Here is a 20,287-nt window from a genome sequence, read left to right as displayed (position 1 = left end):
ACTTTTACAATATACAACACACTATTAAACTGACACTCATGAGGAATATTCTTATTACTATTGGAGTTATATTGAATGGATTCCTTTTGGTGGCTCCAGCTATTGCGCAATCCGGCACCTATACAATAATTATGGGTAACGGTACGACCGACATTCCAAATATCAGCGGCCCTGCCACTGCATCGGGGATAGGATATGGAGGAACCCAAATAGCCATAGACCAAAATAGGAATATTTTCGTCGGAGATAATTTTAAACGCGTAATAAGCAAAGTAGACACCAGTGGCAACATAGCCAGAGTAATTGGAGATGGAAACGATAATCCCTGGCACTTGGGATATCAAGCCACTACATCATCAATGCGGGAAGCCGAGGGAATAGCAATAGACAGACTAGGAAACATTTTTATCGCTGATTTTAACCACCGTATGGTGCTGAAAATTGACACAACAGGACTCTTAACAAACGTTTCAATAGGGGGATTTATGCCCTGCCCATCATCAGTTTTTGTTGACTCTGCCAACAATTTGTATTTCACGGATTGGTGGTCAAGCGTAGTTGAAAAAATAACACCTACAGGAATAATTACAATAATTGCCGGAACAGGGACCCAAGGATTTAGTGGGGATGGTGGGCCAGCAACAAACGCCATGTTGCATGGCCCCCAAGATGTTACAATGGACAGGAACGGCAATATATATATTGCCGATGGATCAAATAACAGAATAAGAAAAATAGACGCAAATGGTATTATTACAACCGTAGCCGGAAATGGCGCAGCATCACATGCAGGTGACGGACTCCCAGCTACCTTTGCCGGTCTTGATAACCCAGCACGCCTCGATCTCGACCCGTTCGGAAATCTATATATTAGCTCTGGCTTCGGAAATTGTCATAGAAAAATAGACTGTGCCGGCATTGTCAGCTCCCCTAGCTTTATTTCCGGATTAAATGATCTGGCCATTGACAATTCCGGCAATTTCTATTTTAAAGTTGGCAGCTATATAAAAAAGTTCACGCCAAGCCCAACGCCCTCTTTCAACCTGAATCTCCATCATACATGTGGAGGCCCGCTACTCAATATTTCCAGTCCTGTATTTGATAGTACATTAAGAGTGGTGTCCTATTTTAATGATGGCACGAATGATACGTGTAGATTTTCACAAGGAATTTTTGCGGTAGGCTCCTATGTGTCCATAAATCATACCTATGCATCGGCAGGCACCTACACAATTAAAAATATGATCATTAACGGATCGGCGATCGTTGACTCATTTGTAGCCTCATATGTACATCAACCATGTGGTGTTATTAATCTGCAGACCTATTCAGATTTGAACAGCAATTGTGTCTTTGATAGCGGAATTGATGTGGCCGCACATCTCCCAGTAACCATAGAAGTAGATTCCAATGGTATTCCAAATGATACTATATCGATAACCGGTGGGCTTTATTACACCGCAAATGGCACTGCCGGAGATATCTATTCTTTTAAAGTGATCAGCCACCCTCCCGGACTGACACCGTCCTGTCCAGCATCAGGCATTATTTCAGACACATTTAGTGTAACAGGAGACAACTCAAAAACAATCAGAATGGGATTTAACTGCAGCTCTTTACCAGGATTTGATATTAGTGTAAACAGTGCGCATAAAGCCGGCAGACATACGCTGCAATTTGATGTTGCCATTAATAATGCCTACTGTTCGCCAACGGCCTCGGACCTTGTGATAAATATCAGTCCGAAATATGACTATTACAGTGCGTCCCCAGTCCCTGCTTCTATTTCCGGACATACGTTAACATGGCACCTTGGCGGAATGTCATCTTCATATGCGTCAACAATAATTAATTTGAGATGTGAAGTGCCCGGTGCTCTATTATTACCAGGCGATACGGCACAAACAACCATCAAAGTAATTCCACCTCCGGGAGACCTTGATACGGGAAATAATACAATCTTCATTGTTGATACTGTAAAATCATCTTTCGACCCAAACTATATCGCTGTTTCTCCCCAGGGAAATATTCTAGCTGGTACCAAACTCCAATACACGATAGAATTTGAAAATGACGGTAACGACACCGCACAGAACATCTATGTAATGGATACATTGTCTGATAAGGTTGATCCGTCTTCATTTGAAATGGTAATGGCAACAAATCCCATGAATATTGCAACTTATAAAAGCGGTGGGCATACTATAGTAAAATTCGATTTTCCAAACATCAAATTATTAGATAGTACGCACCACAATCAATGTACAGGCATGCTGATCTATAATATAAACGCCAAGAGAGGTTTGCCCAACAATACAAGTATATTAAATCATGCAGGTATATTCTTCGACGATAACCCTGTTGTAATGACAAATACTATTCAAAATGTGATCCGTATTCCATATATATCAATTGCGGAAACTGCTTTAGTGTGCCCAGGTGATACCGCACACTTCATTGCCACATCGCCTGATATAGTCAACACATACTACAAATGGTTTGTTAACTCTGCAGCCACAGGCTCCGGGAGATCAGAATTAATAAGCGCCGCTGTGAATGCCGGGAATACCGTCAACTGCAAATTATGGGATAGCGCCGGCGACTCATTACTATCGATATCAAATAACCTAACTGTGTCCTCACTTGCTTTGCCTGACGCCGGAACAATAACCGGAACATCGACAGTCTGTGAACTGGCAACGACAACATTGAGCAACACAGCTACCGGCGGTACCTGGACGAGCAGCACGGCCTCTGCAACAATAGCTACGGGAACATTAACCGGTCTTACAGCTGGTACAACAATAGTATCCTACGCTGTAACTAACACTTGTGGCACTGCTATCGATACAATGATGGTAACTGTAAGACCATTGCCGCAGGCAGGAACAATAACGGGAACTCCAATAGTATGTGAATTATCATCGATAACACTTACCGATACTACAGCCGGTGGCACATGGACTAGTGGCACATCAAATGTAACAATAGTGGCCGGAGTGGTAAACGGCATATCTGCAGGCAATGCAATCATATATTATGCTGTTACCAATAGCTGCGGAACGGCAACTGACACGATGATGGTCACCATCAACCCTCTGCCAAATGCAGGAACAATAACCGGCACACCGGTGGTTTGTGCACTGGCGGCAACAACGCTAAGCAATGTTGTAACAGGCGGTGCATGGTCTAGCAGTTCATCTTCAGCAACCATAGTTGGCGGGGTTGTAACAGGTGCAACGGTAGGCAGTGCTATCATTTCTTATTCCAAGACCAATAGCTGCGGCACAGCTGTAGATACCATGATGGTTACTGTAAATCCTTTGCCTGACGCAGGTACTATAACAGGTACGCCTGTTGTTTGCCAGCTAGCAGCAACAACATTATCTAATATAACATCAGGCGGAACCTGGACAAGCAACTCTCCGGCAGCAACGGTAGCCAGCGGAGTAGTAACGGGCGCGGGCGCAGGTAATGCAATCATATCCTACGCTGTAACCAACAGCTGCGGAACGGCAACCGATACAATGATGGTCACTATCAACCCATTGCCAAATGCAGGAACAATAACCGGCACACCAGTGATTTGCGCACTGGCTGCAACAACGCTGGGCAATACCGTTACAGGTGGCACATGGGCCAGCAGCGCCGCTACTGCTACAGTAGTTGGCGGAACAGTAACCGGTATAACAGCAGGAAACACAATAATATCCTACTCGGTCAGCAATAGCTGCGGTACTACTACCGACACTATGATGGTGACAGTAAATCCATTGCCTGATGCAGGCACAATAACAGGCGCCACCGCTGTCTGCGAAACTGCTACCATGACACTAAGCGATCTCATCACCGGGGGCAGCTGGGCTAGTAGCACATTTTACGCTACGGTAGCCGGAGGCCTGGTAACAGGAGTATTAGCAGGTAATACAATAATATCTTACTCTGTCACCAATAGCTGCGGAACTGCTGTAGATACTATGATGATAGCGGTTTATCCATTAGCCAATGCAGGGACAATAACCGGCACGCCGATTGTATGTGAACTGGGAACAACCACGCTAAGTAATGCAGCAACAGGAGGAACATGGTTAAGTAGTTCATCTTCTGCAACCATAGCAGGAGGTGTTGTGCATGGCGTTAATGCGGGTACTACTATCATATCTTATTCTGTAAGTAACAGCTGTAATGTAGCGGTAGACACTATGTCGGTCACAATAAATCCGCTGCCAAATGCGGGAACAATTAACGGTCTATCATCTGTATGTGTTGGCGGCATTATTACGCTAACAGATATTGTAACCGGCGGGTTCTGGAGTGCGGGGAGCTTTGACGCTACTGTTGTCAGCGGTATGGTGACGGGATTAACAGCAAACAACGTTGATATTTACTATTTTGTAACCAACTCCTGCGGCACAGCAATTGATACAATGGCGATCACCGTTTTACCGCTTGCAGATGCGGGTAGCATAACTGGAGCCTCATCTGTATGTGCAGGTGCGGCAACGTCACTTGCCAGTGCCATTACGGGCGGTACATGGATAAGTTCAACGAGCAGTACTGCAACTATAAATGTATCGGGTATAGTGTCTGGCATAGCAGCAGGCACAACAATAATCTCTTACATTGTTACTAATACCTGCGGAGCTGATACTGCAACGGCAAGTATAACCGTTAATGCACTGCCGGATGCTGGCACTATAACTGGAATGGATAGTGTTTGTGAGGGGATGACAATAAGCCTGAGCAACACAACAACGGGTAGCTGGAGCAGCTCTAATGCAGGGATTGCGACCATCTCAGCAACTGGTGTTGTGACGGGTGTAAACAGTGGCATTGTTACTATTGTGTATACCAGTATCACCTCATGCGGAACTGATACAGCAACCCATCAGTTATTTGTTCGTCCTTTCTCATCATGCGAAGCCAGCATTGGTAATTCAGGGTCAGTTGCAAGCAACCTTACCCTATACCCTAACCCTAATAACGGCACATTTACGCTCTCGGGTTCACTGCTTTCTATTGGTAGCGAGTTAAACATTGAGATCATGAATATGCTGGGACAGGTGGTCTATAGAAATATCATTGCTAATACTAATGGCAGTATCAACGAACAGATTCAACCCGGAGGCAAATTAGCAGACGGCACTTATATACTAAAAGTGAATGTCAGTAACGCACAGGAAATACTCCATTTTATTATAAAAAGCTGATAGTCATTCATTTTCATACATTTCAATTAAAGGGGGCAACTATGACCGCCCTTTTTATCTGGAGAGAGCCCCTTTTCCCGCGTACAATAATATAACAGGCTAAACCTTTCTCTAATTTACCCATCTAATCCTCGACAGACGACGACACCGAAAACTATTGGTATGGTTTTTATATGTTTAAAATTTCTGAGTTAGAGCTACTACACCGCGCATGAGTCTATCATCACTTTCATTAAAAAGACCGGTACTGGCTATAGTACTGAATATAATAATTATCGTTTTTGGGGGGATAGGCTTTAAGTCGCTGGGGATACGCGACTACCCTTCTATCGATCCGCCTATTATTAATGTGCGTACCAGCTACGCGGGAGCCAATCCTGATGTGATAGAATCGCAGATTACCGAGCCTATTGAAAAGGCTGTAAATGGTATAGCGGGGATCAAAAATGTATCATCAACAAGTTCGCACGGATCCAGTAATATAACTCTAGAGTTTGAACTGGGAATAGATCTGGAAGCAGCAGCCAATGATGTGCGGGATAAGGTAGCCCAATCTATAAAAAGTCTTCCGCAGGATATTGACGCTCCACCGGTAGTTACAAAGGCCGATGCCAGTGCTCAGCCCATCATATCTATGACGGTGCAAAGCAATACTAAAAACCCCATGCAACTTACCGACTATGCCGAGAATGTGCTGGTGGAGAAACTGCAGACCATTCCTGGTGTGAGTAGCATAACGGTGTGGGGAGGAAAGCTATACTCTATGCGCCTGTGGCTGGATCCGCTGAAGATGGCGGGCTATGGCATTACCTTTCAGGAGGTACAGGCGTCGCTAAAAGGACAAAATGTGGAGTTACCGGCAGGTAAGGTTAGCGGTGGAAACACGGAACTATCGGTGAGAACTTTAGGGAAATTGTATACCGAGGACGACTTCAACAATATGATCGTTGGCAATGCCAATGGTGTAGACATTCACCTGAAAGATATTGGCGAGGCGGTACTTGGTCCGCAGAACGAAGAAACGCAGCTTAAAGAAAGTGGCATACCTATGGTAGCGCTGGCGGTAATACCCCAGCCCGGCAGTAATTATGTAGCCATAGCCGATGAGTTTTATAAGCGTTTCGCTCAACTGAAGAAAGATATCCCCGCCGATTTTAAAGTGGATATAGCCCTTGATACTACCGCATTCATCAAGAAGTCGATCTTTGAGGTAGAGGAAACATTGATGATATCGCTTGGGTTAGTGATCATTATCTTCTACCTGTTTTTCAGAGATCTGCTGATCGCATTCCGTCCGCTAATTGACATACCTGTAAGTCTTATAGGTGCATTTTTCATTATGTACATTATGGGATTCACTATCAACATTCTGAGCTTGTTGGCTATAGTGTTGGCGACTGGCCTAGTGGTGGATGATGGTATAGTGGTAACAGAGAGTATATTTAAAAAGATAGAGCAGGGACTGGATAAGCATCGCGCGGCGCGTGAGGGCAGCCAGGAAATTTACTTCGCGGTTATCTCTACTTCCATCACACTGGCAGTGGTGTTTCTTCCTATTATCTTCCTGCAGGGATTCACCGGCAGGTTGTTCCGAGAGTTTGGGGTGGTAGTAGCGGGTGCGGTTTTGATATCGGCATTTGTATCGCTTACGCTTACCCCAGTGCTGAATGTATTGATGACCCGCGATGTGCACAAGCCATCAAAATTTTATGTAAAGACTGAACCATTCTTTGAAGGAATGGAAAGGCATTACCGCAATAGCCTGCACTGGATAATGAAGCACAGGTGGATGGCACTAGCGGGAATTGCTGTTTGTTTTGGATTGATAGTGTTAATTGGCAAAAGCCTGCAAAGTGAGCTTGCGCCAATGGAAGACCGAAGCAGGTTCAGGCTACAGGTAACGGCCCCGGAGGGCACATCGTATGACGCCATGAGCAACTATATGGATAAGATTGTAGATCTGGTAATAGACAGCGTTCCGGAGCGGCAGGTTGTACTCTCTAACACAGCACCGGGATCGAGCGGAACGGTGAACTCGGGCAATGCGAATATAAGACTAAGTGAACCCGGAGAGAGGAGCCGCAGCCAGAAAGAGATCGTTGAATCTCTGGGGAAGAACCTGAGAAAATTGAACTTTGGTAAAGCACTGGCCATACAGGAACAGACTATTTCGGTGCAACGTGGAGGCAGTGCGTTCCCTGTAGTGTTTGTGTTGGAGAATATAGATTTTGATAAACTGGAGAAAGCACTACCGGCATTTATGGATATGGCCAATGCCGACAAGACATTCCAGGGAGTGGATGTGAACCTGAAATTCAATAAGCCTGAACTATCTGTAAGCATAGACCGCGCCAAGGCATCGGACCTGGGTATATCGGTTGGGGACATATCTCAGTCGTTGCAGTTCGCACTAAGTGCAGGTAATCTGGGGTATTTCACCATCAGCGGAAAACAATACCAGGTGATAGGACAGGTAAACAGAGCCAGCAGAGATGCACCAGTAGACCTGAAACAGTTTTTTGTAAAGACCAAGACCGGCCAACTGATCTCTATTGATAATGTGGTTACCATGCAGGAGTCGACCAGTCCGTCGCAGATATTTCACTACAACAGGTACAAGAGTGCAACCATATCGGCCAACCTGGCACCGGGCAAAACTATTGGCGATGGTATAGCTGCTATGAATGTGATCTATGATAAACTCAAGGAGCAGAAAATCATAGATGAAAGTTTCAATTCATCTCTTGCCGGATCATCGCAGGATTATGTAGAGAGTTCGTCTAACACCGCCTTTGCATTTTTACTGGCATTAGGATTGATCTACCTGATACTTGCAGCGCAGTTTGAGAGCTTTATAGATCCTTTCATTATTATGCTTACAGTTCCACTGGCACTGGCAGGAGCATTGATATCTCTCTGGGCGTTCGGACAAACATTGAACATCTTCTCGCAGATAGGAATGATTATGCTAATAGGGTTGGTGACGAAGAATGGTATTTTGATAGTGGAGTTTGCCAACCAGATAAAGGAAAAGGGTACGCCAATAATGGATGCAGCCATAGAGGCGGCAACACTAAGGTTGCGACCCATATTGATGACCAGCCTGGCTATGGCATTTGGCGCACTGCCTATTGCATTGTCTTTGGGTGCTGCATCTACCAGTCGTAAACCACTGGGAATTGTGATAGTGGGCGGTATTATGTTCTCATTGGTGCTCTCCCTGTTTGTGGTCCCTGTCATCTATTCTTATCTATCGCGGAAGAAGAAAGAAGATCCGGCGAAAGAAGCAGCGCAGCGGGAGGAAGATGAAAGAGAAGCGAGAGCAGCAATGGAATAATAAATATGAAGTGAAAAGTCAAAAGTCAAAACAAAAAAGTAGCCCATTCATGGTTATCTACAAGCGATATATAACATCACCCAAACCCTCTCCAAGAGAGAGAGAGGTGTTTTGTGAACAAAACGAATACGCCCCGATGTACTTGTGTTGGGTGGAGACGCAAAATCTTGCGTCTCTACGAACAGGTGGTTTGAAGGAGGTGTTGTGGAAGGTTTACTCACTGCTGTCCTTCACCTTACTTTTTTTCACCATGAATACACGCGCACAGGAAAGGTTAACCCTACAGGATGCGGTGGCGCGATCGCTGAAGTATAATTTTGATATAAAAATAGCAGACCTTGCCGTGCAGCAGGCACAACGAAATAATACATTGGGCAATGCCGGGTTCTCCCCCTACGTATTTCTAAATGCCACTGTTTCTGAAAACCTTAATGATGTACATAGCCAGCTGGCAAGCGGTGGCGAACAGAATAATCCACGTGCGAGGGCAACAAGTATTAACCCCTACCTGCAGATCAACTGGACCATTTTTGATGGTGGGAAAATGTTCATTGTAAAGAAACAATTGAATGAATATGAAGCGATCAGTGCATCTCAGTTAAAGCTTCAGGTGCAGACGGTGGTATCGCGCACCATACAGATGTATGCCAAAGTAGTGTGGCAACAAAAGCAGTTGATAGCAGTTGACACCGGCCTGGCGCTGGCACGCGTAAGGATGGATATTGCTAATCTGAAATACGAAACGGGCGCTGGAGCGAAGATAGATTACCTGCAGGCAAGGGTAGATTATAATGCGCGTCAGAGTGATTCTATGACATTCATATCTCAGCTCATGCAGGCGAATGATTCGCTGGCATCGATAATGGGTGAGCAAGACGATAAAGACTATATAACAGATGATAGCCTGGAACTAAACACCGGTCTGGAACCAATAGACAAAGACAAGCTACAGGATGTGAACCTATCGCTGGATGTGTTTAAGCGCAACGCCTATGTATCTCATCTTAATGCAGATATTGCCAATACAGCCTTCCTCCCCACCCTTACGCTGGGTACAGGATATAATTATGTCCGTAACACCAATTCCACGGGATTTTCGGTATTCACCCGTAGCTATGGACCAACGGGGTCGCTTACTTTGTCTATGCCGCTATTTGAAGGTGGCAATATAAGGCGAGTATCTAAGGTTGCATCACTACAGGCTATGCGCGACGACCTGATATTTGAACGCCAGAATACTGTGCTGGGTAAGCAGTACCGCACGGCATGGATCAACTACTGGGTAGCAGTAGCCAGTTATAAACTGGAGACGGAAAATATCAAATACGCCAAGGAGAATCTGGATGTGCAGCTGGCCCGTTTCAGGGTGGGTGTAGGTACTACCCTTGAGTCGAGGCAGGCGGAAACTGATTATGTAACGGCATTGGAAAGGTTGTATACGGCAGCGTATAATCTTAAGGTGAATGAGACGCTGGTGCTGGAGTTGCAGAACCAGTTGGTGAAGTAAAATAATGGCTCAATTGCTGAATTGCTTAATGGCTCGATGAGGGTTGATGGACTGTGTACAAACTTGCCGCAAACCTCTTGCAGCTCGCTTGTCTAGTTATGTCGCCCTTACAGGGCTTGTGTTTTGTAGTTTTATTGGTCGAGGGGTTGGAAACCCCTCGCTATTTATGTCGCCCTTTCAGGGCTGGCAATTTTTTTAAGAATAATGTTAAATTGAAGCAACACAAGTGCTTTTACTTCTTATTTACTTTCGTCACCTTAACGGGCATACCCTGCTTTACCTGCATGATGCCGGTGGTGAGGATGGTGTCACCCTCGCTTAGACCACTAAGCACTTCCACCTGGTCGCTGGTGCGGGTGCCAATAACTACTGTCTGCATTTTAGCTTTACCGCCCTTTACTACAGCTATCTGCTTATCGCGGGTGGTGGGTATGATGGACTGGGATGGGACCATAAGTGCGGTCTTATCATTACGGAAAGGAACATTTACGTGCGTGAATGAACCGGCTATCAACTTTTCATTGTCATTTTTCACCAATGCTCTTGCTTTCAGCGTACGGGTAGCAACATCGGCCGATGGTTCAATGGCACTGATTGTAGCCCTGAACGTATCTAAACTACCTGTTACTGTGAAGGTTACTTCCTTACCGGCGATTACTTCATCCTTGTACTGATCCGGCAAAGTGAAATCGAGCTTTAATACCCTGCTTTGCTGTAGTGTGGCAATGACAGTTGTTGGTGTGATGACAGCGCCAAGGCTTACATTACGGATACCTATGCGGCCATCGAAAGGGGCTTTGATAATTGTTTTGTTGAGTTGTGCCTGTGAATAGGCAAGATCTGCATCTATAGAGGCTATCTGTGCAGTAGTGGTCTCGTAGTCCTGTTGACTTATACCACCTATGCTCAGCAACTTTGCCTGGCGTTCTTTTATTTTTACCTGTAGTTCGCGCTGCGCTTTCGACTTTTGCACCTGCGCGAGGATATCGTCGTTGTAGAGCCGTATCAACACATCTCCCTTCCGCACATGCGACCCTTCTTTAAACGAGATGGCCGTTACCCTACCCGATGTTTCCGGCAATATCTGTATCTCTTCATTAGGCAATAAAGAACCACTGGCATCATAATGACTGGCAAATACCTGCGGATGAACTACAAAACCTTCGGCATTGAGTGTTGTTGCCTTGCCGGAGGCTTTCGTCTCTTCTTGTTTTTTTTCGCCGCACGAGGACAGGGCAATAGATATAAATGAATAGGCTACCAGAATAAGATACTTCCTGTTGTTAAATGTCATGGTTGAGGTTAAAAGGATACCCACTATAAAGATAAGTTATATTAATACAAAACCGTGCCGTGGAAGACAGTTATCGTATTAGTGGTGTTAGACAGCGAAGGATTGTAAGAGTTTAATTAGATTGGTAAATTGCAATGGTCATGCACGGTACGTGCCATTTTGATTGTCGTGGTTCGAGAACCTCACCATGACAATCAAAAGGCAGATAAAGTATGATTAAACGATAACCGGCATGCTTATTTGTTGCAAGAGTAGAACAGAATTATCCCCTCTTCACTAAAACTTCACCACGTATCTTATCCACAAACAATGGTTTTAGTCCATTGCTCCATAGCTGGCCTTTAAGGGACTTATCTTGGGCGAGTTGGCCTAACGACAGGGATGGCACCCAGTAACAATCATCAAAACTATTGATCTCATTGAGACGGAGCAGTGCGGCAATACCCAATTGAGCAGGAGAAATATTGAATAGTAACACCACCCGGGGTTCCACCAGTTCCCTCATCTGGTGCCAGGCAGCCTTAGTATCTTCTTTAAACTGTATAAGATTATATTGCTCCTCCATTAACCGGCATCCGGATTTTAATATTCCTATCAGTTGCTCCTCTTCAAGGCTGCCATGCTCAAATTGGGTGGTCAATACCAATACAGGGTGATAAGCAAGACCGGTCAATAAGGGGGAATTCTCCCAAAATACATCCTGGTCGTTCTTAATTATATCTGTATTGAGTATGTTCATATCTGCTCTTGATAACCGGTTAAATATTGCGCAACTTTTGTGTGGTCAATTTAAACAAACGATATTACATATCAACAAATAGATAACTTGAATACCTACTCACTTTTGCAGTATTACCTTCTGTCAGGAAAAAGTTGTTTCTTTGCGCAAAATTAATCATTTTAATAAGTAATTGAGGTACTCATGAGTGTTTCTGCAACAGATATCAGCATTAAAAAAGTAGAGAATAGCCGCCTTTCACAGGTAGACTTTTCTAATATTCAGTTTGGTAAGATCTATTCTGACCACATGCTGATATGTAATTATGAAGATGGTCAGTGGAAACAGCCTGAAATAATGCCTTTCCACAACCTTACTTTGAGTCCGGCAACTACTTTCTTCCATTATGGCCAAGCCATATTTGAAGGCATCAAAGCATACAAGGGACCAGATGGCGAACCATTGATCTTCCGTCCGCGTGACAACTGGAGACGCTTTAATAAGTCAGCAGTACGTATGGCTATGCCTGAGATACCTGAAGACATTTTTATAGAAGGACTGAAAGCCCTTATCAAGCTAGATGAGAACTGGATACCTGCTACAGAAGATACTGCTCTATACATCCGCCCGTTCATGGTGGCTACAGATGAGTTCATAGGTGTGAAGACGGCTGAGAAATTCAGCTTTATGATCATCACCAGCCCTGCAGGTCCTTACTACAGCAAGCCGGTATCTATCTATGTACAGGATCAATATGTACGTGCATTCCCGGGTGGTATTGGTTTTACCAAGGCTGCAGGTAACTATGGCATGAGCATGTATCCTACACAGGAAATAAAGAAGATGGGTTACGATCAGATACTGTGGACAGATGGTTTTGAACATAAGTATGTTCAGGAGATCGGCACCATGAACGTATTCTTCGTGATCGGCGATACAGTTATTACCCCGGATATCAAGCACGATACCATACTTGCAGGGGTAACCCGCGACAGCGTACTGGCATTGCTGCGTGAAAAGGGGATGAAGGTTGAGGAGCGTACTTTGTCTATAGACGAGATCGCAGACGCCTACAAAGCAGGTGAACTGAAAGAAGCATTTGGTACCGGCACAGCGGCATCTATTGCTCCAATAGCATCACTTACTTACCACGATGTAACTATGCAGTTGCCACCGGTAGAAACATGGGAGACAGCAAACTATCTGAAAAAGACCCTTGCTAACATTCGTTATGGCCGTGTGGCAGATACGCACAACTGGGTTGTAAAAGCATAATAATTCCTTGTAATCATATTTTAAGAAAAGTCGTCTAATTGAAATTAGACGACTTTTTAGTTTTGATCAACACTACCCCTCCCATGCAACAAAAACAATGTATAGGCAAACGAATACTACACTCCGCACTTGTTAAAATACTGATCGGCTTTGCTATTTGTGCATTTACTATAGGCCTCGGACAAGCATTGGTTCCGAGGATACTGGCCATATTTACCCACAATATCGATATATCTATCATCGTAACCAGCATTGTAGTGTCTATCCTTACCATATATGTGTACAGACTACTATTCAGCAATTACGAAAAACGGAAAATAACAGAATTATCATCACAGAGTTTACTGACGAACCTTGGGGCTGGTATATTACTTGGTGTAGTATACCAGTCACTTGTCATTTTGGTCATTTACCTAAACAAAGGATATACCGTTGTTTCGATCAACAGTGCTCCTAATGTGCTACCCTATCTGGCAATATGTATCTGCGCCGGTATTACCGAGGAGCTTATCTTCAGAGGTATTATCTTCAGGCTGGCGGAGGAAAAGTTGGGGAGCTACTATGCGCTTCTTATCTCAGCTGCCATATTCGGGGGCGTGCACCTGATGAATGAGAACAGTACAACATTAGCTGCGGTTGCTATTGCCGTCGAAGCGGGGTTGCTATTGGGTACTGCGTATATGTTCACAAGGAATCTGTGGTTTCCTATTGCCATTCACATTGCCTGGAATTTTGCGCAGTCGGGTATGTTTGGCGCATCAACGTCGGGATTTGCAGTAAAAGACAGTTTTATTTCTGTTCATATAACGGGCGACAAACTTATAACAGGAGGTTTGTTTGGCCCTGAAGCATCCGTTCAGGCCATGGCAATAGGACTGCTGGCAGCAGCCATATTATTAGTGATGAGTATACAAAAAGGCAACCTGGTTGTGCCATATTGGGAAAAGTAACGGCAATCCTAAATTCGGACTTTCGCACTTAAATGTATTACCCTATCTTTGCCCTCTTAATTTTATAATTATGTCATCAACCTGGTTCCGTCGTAGCAAGCAAGGAATACTCACATCTACGAAAGAAAAAAAGGAAACTCCTGACGGACTGTGGCATAAATGCCCTGAATGTAAGGCTACCAATACCAAGCAGGAACTGAGCGATAACCTGTATGTATGCCCACATTGCGGCTACCACAACCGTATAAATGCAGTAGAATACTTCGAGATACTTTTTGACAACAATGAGTATGAAGAACTGTTCACCAATATAATGCCGAAGGACATGCTCCACTTTGTGGACATGAAACCATACGATAGCCGCCTGGTAGATGCACAGAAAGCTACTAACCTGACCGATGCTATGACCGTGGGAGTAGGTAATATGAACAGCCAGCCTATAGTTATTGCCTGCATGAACTTCAACTTTATCGGTGGCTCAATGGGCTCGGTAGTAGGTGAAAAAATAAGCAGGGGTATTGATTACGCTATAGAGCACAAGCTGCCGTTTATGATCATCACTAAGTCTGGTGGTGCGCGTATGATGGAAAGTGCATTCTCACTGATGCAAATGGCGAAGACAGCTGCGAAGCTTACCCGCCTGGCAAAGGCAGGATTGCCCTATATCTCTTTCATGACCGACCCTACAACAGGTGGTGTTACGGCATCTTATGCTATGCTCGGCGATATAAATATTGCTGAGCCTAATGCACTGATAGGTTTTGCGGGTCCTCGTGTTATTAAAGAAACGATCAAAAAAGACCTTCCTGATGGTTTTCAGAAGTCGGAGTTCCTGTTGGAACATGGCTTCCTTGATTTTATCGTAAACAGGAAAGTGTTGAAGATAAAATTATCTCAGGTGGTGCAGTGGTTTGTAAAAGATGCCGCAGGAGCAATTGCCTCTGATTTAAACTAAGATAAATCGGTTAAAAGGTTAATAAGATAATATGGCGGCCTAATTATTGCTGTTATCTTATTAACCTTTTACCTTTTGGTTGGTGCAGATAATCACCTCCCCTGTTAATCCTGCTGAAGGAGCAGAGTTAACAGCGTACTCCTCCTTCAAAAGGAGGAGAGTGTGTTATGCAAGTCTTTTGTAGTTATAATACTCAAATAGCATTACTTATTCCTTAAAAACCTATTAATAAAAGAATTGGCCGACGCTAACGTATATATTAAGAACCGCCCTGCGACATTTGAATATGCCATAGAAGACAGGTATAAAGCAGGTATAGTACTGACAGGATCTGAGATCAAGTCTGTGCGATTGGGCAAGGTTACGTTCAACGACAGCTACTGCTTTTACAGCCATGGAGAACTATGGCTAAAGGGCATGCACATTGCCATCTACATTAATGCCGGCTATATTAGTCACGTACCTGTGCGCGACCGTAAGCTGCTCCTCACTAAAAAAGAGTTGCGTAAATGGGAACAGAAAGCGAAAGAAAAGGGCCTTACTATTGTCCCTCTCAGCATTTACATAGACGATAAGGGCTATTGCAAACTGGAAATAGGCCTGGGTAAAGGAAAGAAACTGCACGACAAGCGCGAAAGCACCAAGACCAGGGAAGTGGAAAGAGAAATAAAGAGGTATCTTAAGTAAGGAAAACCATTGGGCATCGATGCGCATATTGTTTAAGTACTACGCCCTGACGCTCCGGAGACGCAATTATGTGTCTCTACCACTTGATTTCTCCGCCACACTGTATTTCGGAAGCGAGACGCTTCCTACAAATAAGGACGAAGCGGACGCTTCGACCAGAATCCCGGTTAATTCCTGTATTTCCACAACCATTCGTACATCCTATCTAATGACCCGTATCCCTGCAGGCTCTCTTTGTACACTGCATTGAATTCGTCGTCGAATGTTTCGCATTCATTTCGTCCGGGATTATGAGCCAAACCAGGGAACTCATGCTCAGGGTTTGCCAGATAATCAATTGGCGGCTCCTGATGGCAATGTGGGCATTTAAAATCGTAAAAAAGCCTTTTCGCCTGTATGTTTGACACTATCATTGTAAAATATTGATATACAAACTTACAATGTACTGAATTAACATATACTTAAAATGTTGCGGCTGTATAGATTTTAGGGGTGAATTGCCGCACAACCGATAAGTCATACCCAAAAAAACCGCCCGATACAATCGGACGGTTCATAAAATGTTATCAATAAAATTGTGTCAAATAAGGATAACGTTCTTCATAAAGTGCTTTAACCCGCTTTAATATCGTCTCTCGGAGACCATCGATATTAAGGCGCTCGGTGGCGGATATAAAGATGGCCATATTGCCGGTTAGGTGCTGCCAGCGTTCGTTGAGTTGCACCAGCATATCCTGCTTTACTTCAGGGTCCAGCCACTTATCAAACGTGTTTGCTTCATAAAGATCCATCTTATTAAAGATGACCATTATCGGCTTATCAAATGCTTTTAGTTCCTGTAATGTCTTATTCACCACACCCATCTGATCTTCGTAAGCAGGATGGGATATGTCTACCACATGCAGCAGACAGTCTGCCTCGCGTACTTCATCAAGCGTACTCTTAAAGCTCTCTACAAGATGGTGCGGTAGTTTGCGGATAAATCCTACCGTATCACTTAGCAGGAACGGTGTTTGCTCATATACCACCTTTCGGGTGGTTGTATCTAATGTTGCAAATAGTTTGTTCTCGGCAAATACCTCTGCCTTACTCAGCACATTCATTATAGTACTTTTACCCACATTGGTATATCCTACCAGGGCCACGCGGATGTACACACCACGTTCCTGCCGCTGAGTAACCGCCTGGCGGTCGATCTCCTGCAGGCGCTTACGCAGTAGTGATATCTTGTCCTTTACTATACGCCTGTCCGTTTCAATTTCGGTTTCACCCGGGCCTCTGCTACCTATACCGCCACCCTGACGTTCGAGGTGCTTCCACATCCCTTTTAGTCGGGGAAGGATGTATTGGTATTGGGCTAATTCCACCTGCACTTTGGCCTGTGCGGTCTTGGCGCGACTGGCAAAAATGTCTAAGATAAGGTCACTACGGTCTATCACACGCACTTCCAGCACATCGGCAATATTGCCCAGCTGCGAGCCGGTAAGTTCATCATCAAATATGACTATGGTGATACCCTTGGTCTTCACATACACCTTTATCTCCTCCAGCTTTCCCTTTCCTACAAAGGTCTTGCTATCGGGCTTGGGTAACTTTTGTATAAAAGTTTTTACAGAAGTGGCACCAGCCGTCTCTGCAAGAAAAGCCAGTTCATCAAGGTATTCTTTTACCATGATCTCCGTCTGCTCCTTGTAGACAAGCCCTACCAGTATGGCTTTCTCTTCGTGTAATTTGGTTCTTGGATCTATCAAAAAAAGTAAAAATTAAAAAGTAAAAAGTAAAAACGTCTCGGTTTATGTAAACAAAGATAGTGCCATATGCTTGCTTACATTGTTATTTCGGTCCTGCCTACCGGCAGGCTCGCTTACAGGGCATGTGTTTGATGTGTATGTTACTCAAGGTTGAAACCCCGGGCTATTGGTGTCGCCCCTTCAGGGCATGTATTTATCAAGTTGGCCTTCATAGAAGGTATATTTCGATTTGCCAGCTTATATAGACATCCGATACCTTCGGCATCGTTTCTCAAATATTATCGTTTTGCTACAGACATTTGATACCTTCGGTGTCATAACGTGCATTTCAAAATCTAATGTCCACCACCATTTCTTCTATTCTCATTTCCTATTTGAGTAGACACGACAGCGGCGAATCTGGCACCAAATTATATCCATCAAACAAGCCTTTCCTGTTCTCTTAACCAACGCTCCGGTATTTCGTTGCTGCTGGCAATGATGTAGTCGTTATAGGAACAAGGTACGAAAGTTCTGTTTGGCATGCTCATCCACCACCTGTTGGTGCGCTTGCTTTTTATGAATTTAGTATCATTATCTGTAAAGGTCACATGGAATACAGCAAACTCTTCTTTTTCAGTCAGTTTTGCTTCTGACTTGCGCACTAACAGACCATCTACAAAATACCAGATCATTTGCGTGATCAGTTTCGCAGTCATTTCATTGGTGTCCTCATTGATATTGTAGCCATATATACCTAGTGACGACAGATTGTCTGCCATACCTGCAAAGCGCGTGAGTGTACATGCCTCTTCACCCGACAATCCATTTGGAGACCCATTTATATTAGCGGGTGCATCGCCATAACGAACAACCGACATATCGAAACTGAAGATATCACTACCTCTCAATACAGGTTCCATCTCCATAATATCTTCACGCACTTTACCCAGGCGGAAGAAGTCGAAGCGAAGCTTGTCCAGGGTTTCGAGCATACGAGGCTGTGTGTAATAACTCTGGAATGCTATATGGCTGTAATGACTGATAAAATTTGGCGTATCGGTAAGCATCTCGAGCAAGAAACTTCTGTCATCGCTTTCTTCACTGTCCTCAAGATCTATGAGCATATCGGCTATTGTAGCCACTGCCATTGTTTCCTTTTTCTTGAACACCTCGTACTGCTGTAATGTAAGATCATGTCTTGCACCCAGCAGGATAGCTATCTTACCTGCATTGTGTATCTCTTCAAGCACGGTAAGCAGCGCAGCACGGGTGTCGTTTAATGAAGCACCAAGTTTAATATTACCGGCGTCAGCAATGCTAACATCAGGGTGCCAGTGATACATGGCATAGAGGTGCTTGCGGATGACATTGGCAGTCTCATCGAACGGATCTATATGACTGGCACCGCAGCCCACCAGTATTACATCGGCTTCCTCTATATTGAATGATTCATCAAATGCATATTTGATCTTATTCCCCCACTGTAGCGGGTGATATTTTATGTCTTTACGGGCCTCAGTAAAATGCACCGCTTCAAAAAATGGTCGTAAGTCTTGCATGTGTTTAAAAATGGTGCTTAAAAGTACACAAATTCAAATTCCCAATTTCAAAAGTAAAAATTCAAAATGCTTAGCGGGTTAATAAATTAACGGTAGTGTACATATAGGATATGAATTGAACGTAAAGGGCAACAAACTTACCTAACCCGTATTAACACAATAGATTAGTTTTTAAATCTAAAATGTGGGATATTTGCCCACGCAAAATTCTAAAATATTAAACAATTATATTTCATGTCCTTATACGATAAGATACAGACCACCACTGAATTCATCAAAACCAAAATAAAGAATACCCCTACTACCGGCATAATATTGGGCAGTGGCCTGGGCGGGCTGATCGACATGATCGAAAAAGAAACCGAGATACACTACTCCGAGATACCCAACTTTCCCGTATCAACAGTACAGGGCCACGATGGCAAACTGGTATTTGGCAAGATCGGCAACAAGCAGGTGATACTGATGGCCGGCCGCTTCCATTATTATGAAGGCTATAGCATGGAAGAAGTAACCTTCCCCGTGCGCGTAATGAAGGCACTTGGTGTCGATACTGTGTTCGTTTCCAATGCTTCAGGTGGCACTAATCCAACTTTTAAAATAGGTGATCTGATGATCATCGAAGACCATATTAACCTGTTCCCAGAGCATCCTTTGAGTGGCCCTAATGACGAGCGCCTGGGTGTGCGCTTCCTGGACATGAGTGCTGCTTATGACAAAGGACTAATAGCTTTGGGTAAAGAAATAGCTGCTGAACACGGCATAAACATTCGCACAGGTGTATATACCGGCCTGCAGGGACCTACCTTTGAAACACCTGCTGAGTACAGTTGGCTGCACCGCAATGGTGGTGATGCCGTGGGTATGAGCACAGTACCGGAGATCATAGTAGCCCGCCATGGTGGCATGAAGGTTTTTGGTATAAGCGTAATTACCGACCTGGGTGTTACTGATGTACCGGTTATCATTACCCATGAAGAAGTGCTGGAAGCCGCTAACGCAGCCGCGCCTAAAATGGCAGGACTGGTTGAGGCTATGATAAAGAGAATGTAATTGACACGC

The 20,287-nt window shown here is 44.3% G+C and carries 13 protein-coding genes; 8 read left to right on the top strand and 5 right to left on the bottom strand.

The genetic code is table 11. The features are described from left to right. Positions 1-38: 38 nt before the first annotated feature. From CJD36_RS01890 to CJD36_RS01880, 3 genes are all read left to right on the top strand, one after another. A complete protein-coding gene (locus tag CJD36_RS01890) occupies positions 39-5,210 on the top strand; it encodes a DUF7619 domain-containing protein (RefSeq protein WP_105037409.1) in 5,172 nt (1,723 codons plus the stop codon). A 211-nt stretch (positions 5,211-5,421) separates the two neighbouring features. After that, on the top strand, positions 5,422-8,547 hold the full coding sequence (locus CJD36_RS01885; RefSeq protein WP_105037408.1) for an efflux RND transporter permease subunit: 3,126 nt from the start codon (positions 5,422-5,424) through the stop codon (positions 8,545-8,547). Between the two features lie 250 nt (positions 8,548-8,797). Beyond that, the gene (locus CJD36_RS01880; RefSeq protein ID WP_161499173.1) at positions 8,798-10,054 is read left to right on the top strand and encodes a TolC family protein; all 1,257 of its coding nucleotides are present in this window, start codon (positions 8,798-8,800) and stop codon (positions 10,052-10,054) included. A gap of 232 nt (positions 10,055-10,286) precedes the next feature. Here CJD36_RS01880 and CJD36_RS01875 read toward each other — a convergent pair whose 3' ends face one another. Further along, complete coding sequence (locus CJD36_RS01875) at positions 10,287-11,348, bottom strand: efflux RND transporter periplasmic adaptor subunit (RefSeq protein ID WP_105037406.1); 1,062 nt, start codon at positions 11,346-11,348, stop codon at positions 10,287-10,289. 262 nt (positions 11,349-11,610) lie between these two features. Beyond that, on the bottom strand, positions 11,611-12,087 hold the full coding sequence (locus CJD36_RS01870; protein WP_105037405.1) for a hypothetical protein: 477 nt from the start codon (positions 12,085-12,087) through the stop codon (positions 11,611-11,613). A gap of 183 nt (positions 12,088-12,270) precedes the next feature. Between CJD36_RS01870 and CJD36_RS01865 the strand changes: the two genes are divergently transcribed. The 4 genes from CJD36_RS01865 (at position 12,271) to smpB (ending at position 15,933) form a co-directional block, all read left to right on the top strand. Next, positions 12,271-13,341: a branched-chain amino acid aminotransferase gene (locus CJD36_RS01865; RefSeq protein ID WP_105037404.1), complete on the top strand. Its 1,071-nt coding sequence runs from the start codon at positions 12,271-12,273 to the stop codon at positions 13,339-13,341. Positions 13,342-13,424: 83 nt separating this feature from the next. Continuing rightward, a complete protein-coding gene (locus tag CJD36_RS01860) occupies positions 13,425-14,291 on the top strand; it encodes a CPBP family intramembrane glutamic endopeptidase (RefSeq protein WP_105037403.1) in 867 nt (288 codons plus the stop codon). Between the two features lie 70 nt (positions 14,292-14,361). Next, positions 14,362-15,246 carry an acetyl-CoA carboxylase, carboxyltransferase subunit beta gene (gene accD, locus CJD36_RS01855; RefSeq protein WP_105037402.1) on the top strand — a complete coding sequence of 295 codons (885 nt, stop codon included), beginning with the start codon at positions 14,362-14,364 and terminating at the stop codon, positions 15,244-15,246. A 237-nt stretch (positions 15,247-15,483) separates the two neighbouring features. After that, complete coding sequence (gene smpB / locus CJD36_RS01850; RefSeq protein WP_105037401.1) at positions 15,484-15,933, top strand: SsrA-binding protein SmpB; 450 nt, start codon at positions 15,484-15,486, stop codon at positions 15,931-15,933. Positions 15,934-16,100: 167 nt separating this feature from the next. Here the strand turns inward: smpB and CJD36_RS01845 are convergent, their stop codons facing one another. The 3 genes from CJD36_RS01845 to CJD36_RS01835 form a co-directional block, all read right to left on the bottom strand. Beyond that, complete coding sequence (locus CJD36_RS01845) at positions 16,101-16,346, bottom strand: hypothetical protein (RefSeq protein WP_105037400.1); 246 nt, start codon at positions 16,344-16,346, stop codon at positions 16,101-16,103. A 153-nt stretch (positions 16,347-16,499) separates the two neighbouring features. Next, entirely contained in the window at positions 16,500-17,684 is a 1,185-nt protein-coding gene (hflX, locus tag CJD36_RS01840; protein ID WP_105037399.1) for a GTPase HflX, read from the bottom strand. 419 nt (positions 17,685-18,103) lie between these two features. Further along, on the bottom strand, positions 18,104-19,225 hold the full coding sequence (locus CJD36_RS01835) for an arginase family protein (protein WP_105037398.1): 1,122 nt from the start codon (positions 19,223-19,225) through the stop codon (positions 18,104-18,106). Positions 19,226-19,459: 234 nt separating this feature from the next. Here CJD36_RS01835 and CJD36_RS01830 point away from each other — a divergent pair, with 234 nt between their 5' ends. After that, a complete protein-coding gene (locus tag CJD36_RS01830) occupies positions 19,460-20,278 on the top strand; it encodes a purine-nucleoside phosphorylase (RefSeq protein ID WP_105037397.1) in 819 nt (272 codons plus the stop codon). Positions 20,279-20,287: the final 9 nt, after the last annotated feature.

This window comes from Flavipsychrobacter stenotrophus (assembly GCF_002954265.1).
In the GTDB taxonomy this organism is placed as follows: domain Bacteria; phylum Bacteroidota; class Bacteroidia; order Chitinophagales; family Chitinophagaceae; genus Flavipsychrobacter; species Flavipsychrobacter stenotrophus.
The sequence above is the reverse complement of the archived record's forward strand: the minus strand, read 5'-3'. Positions and strand labels throughout refer to the sequence as shown.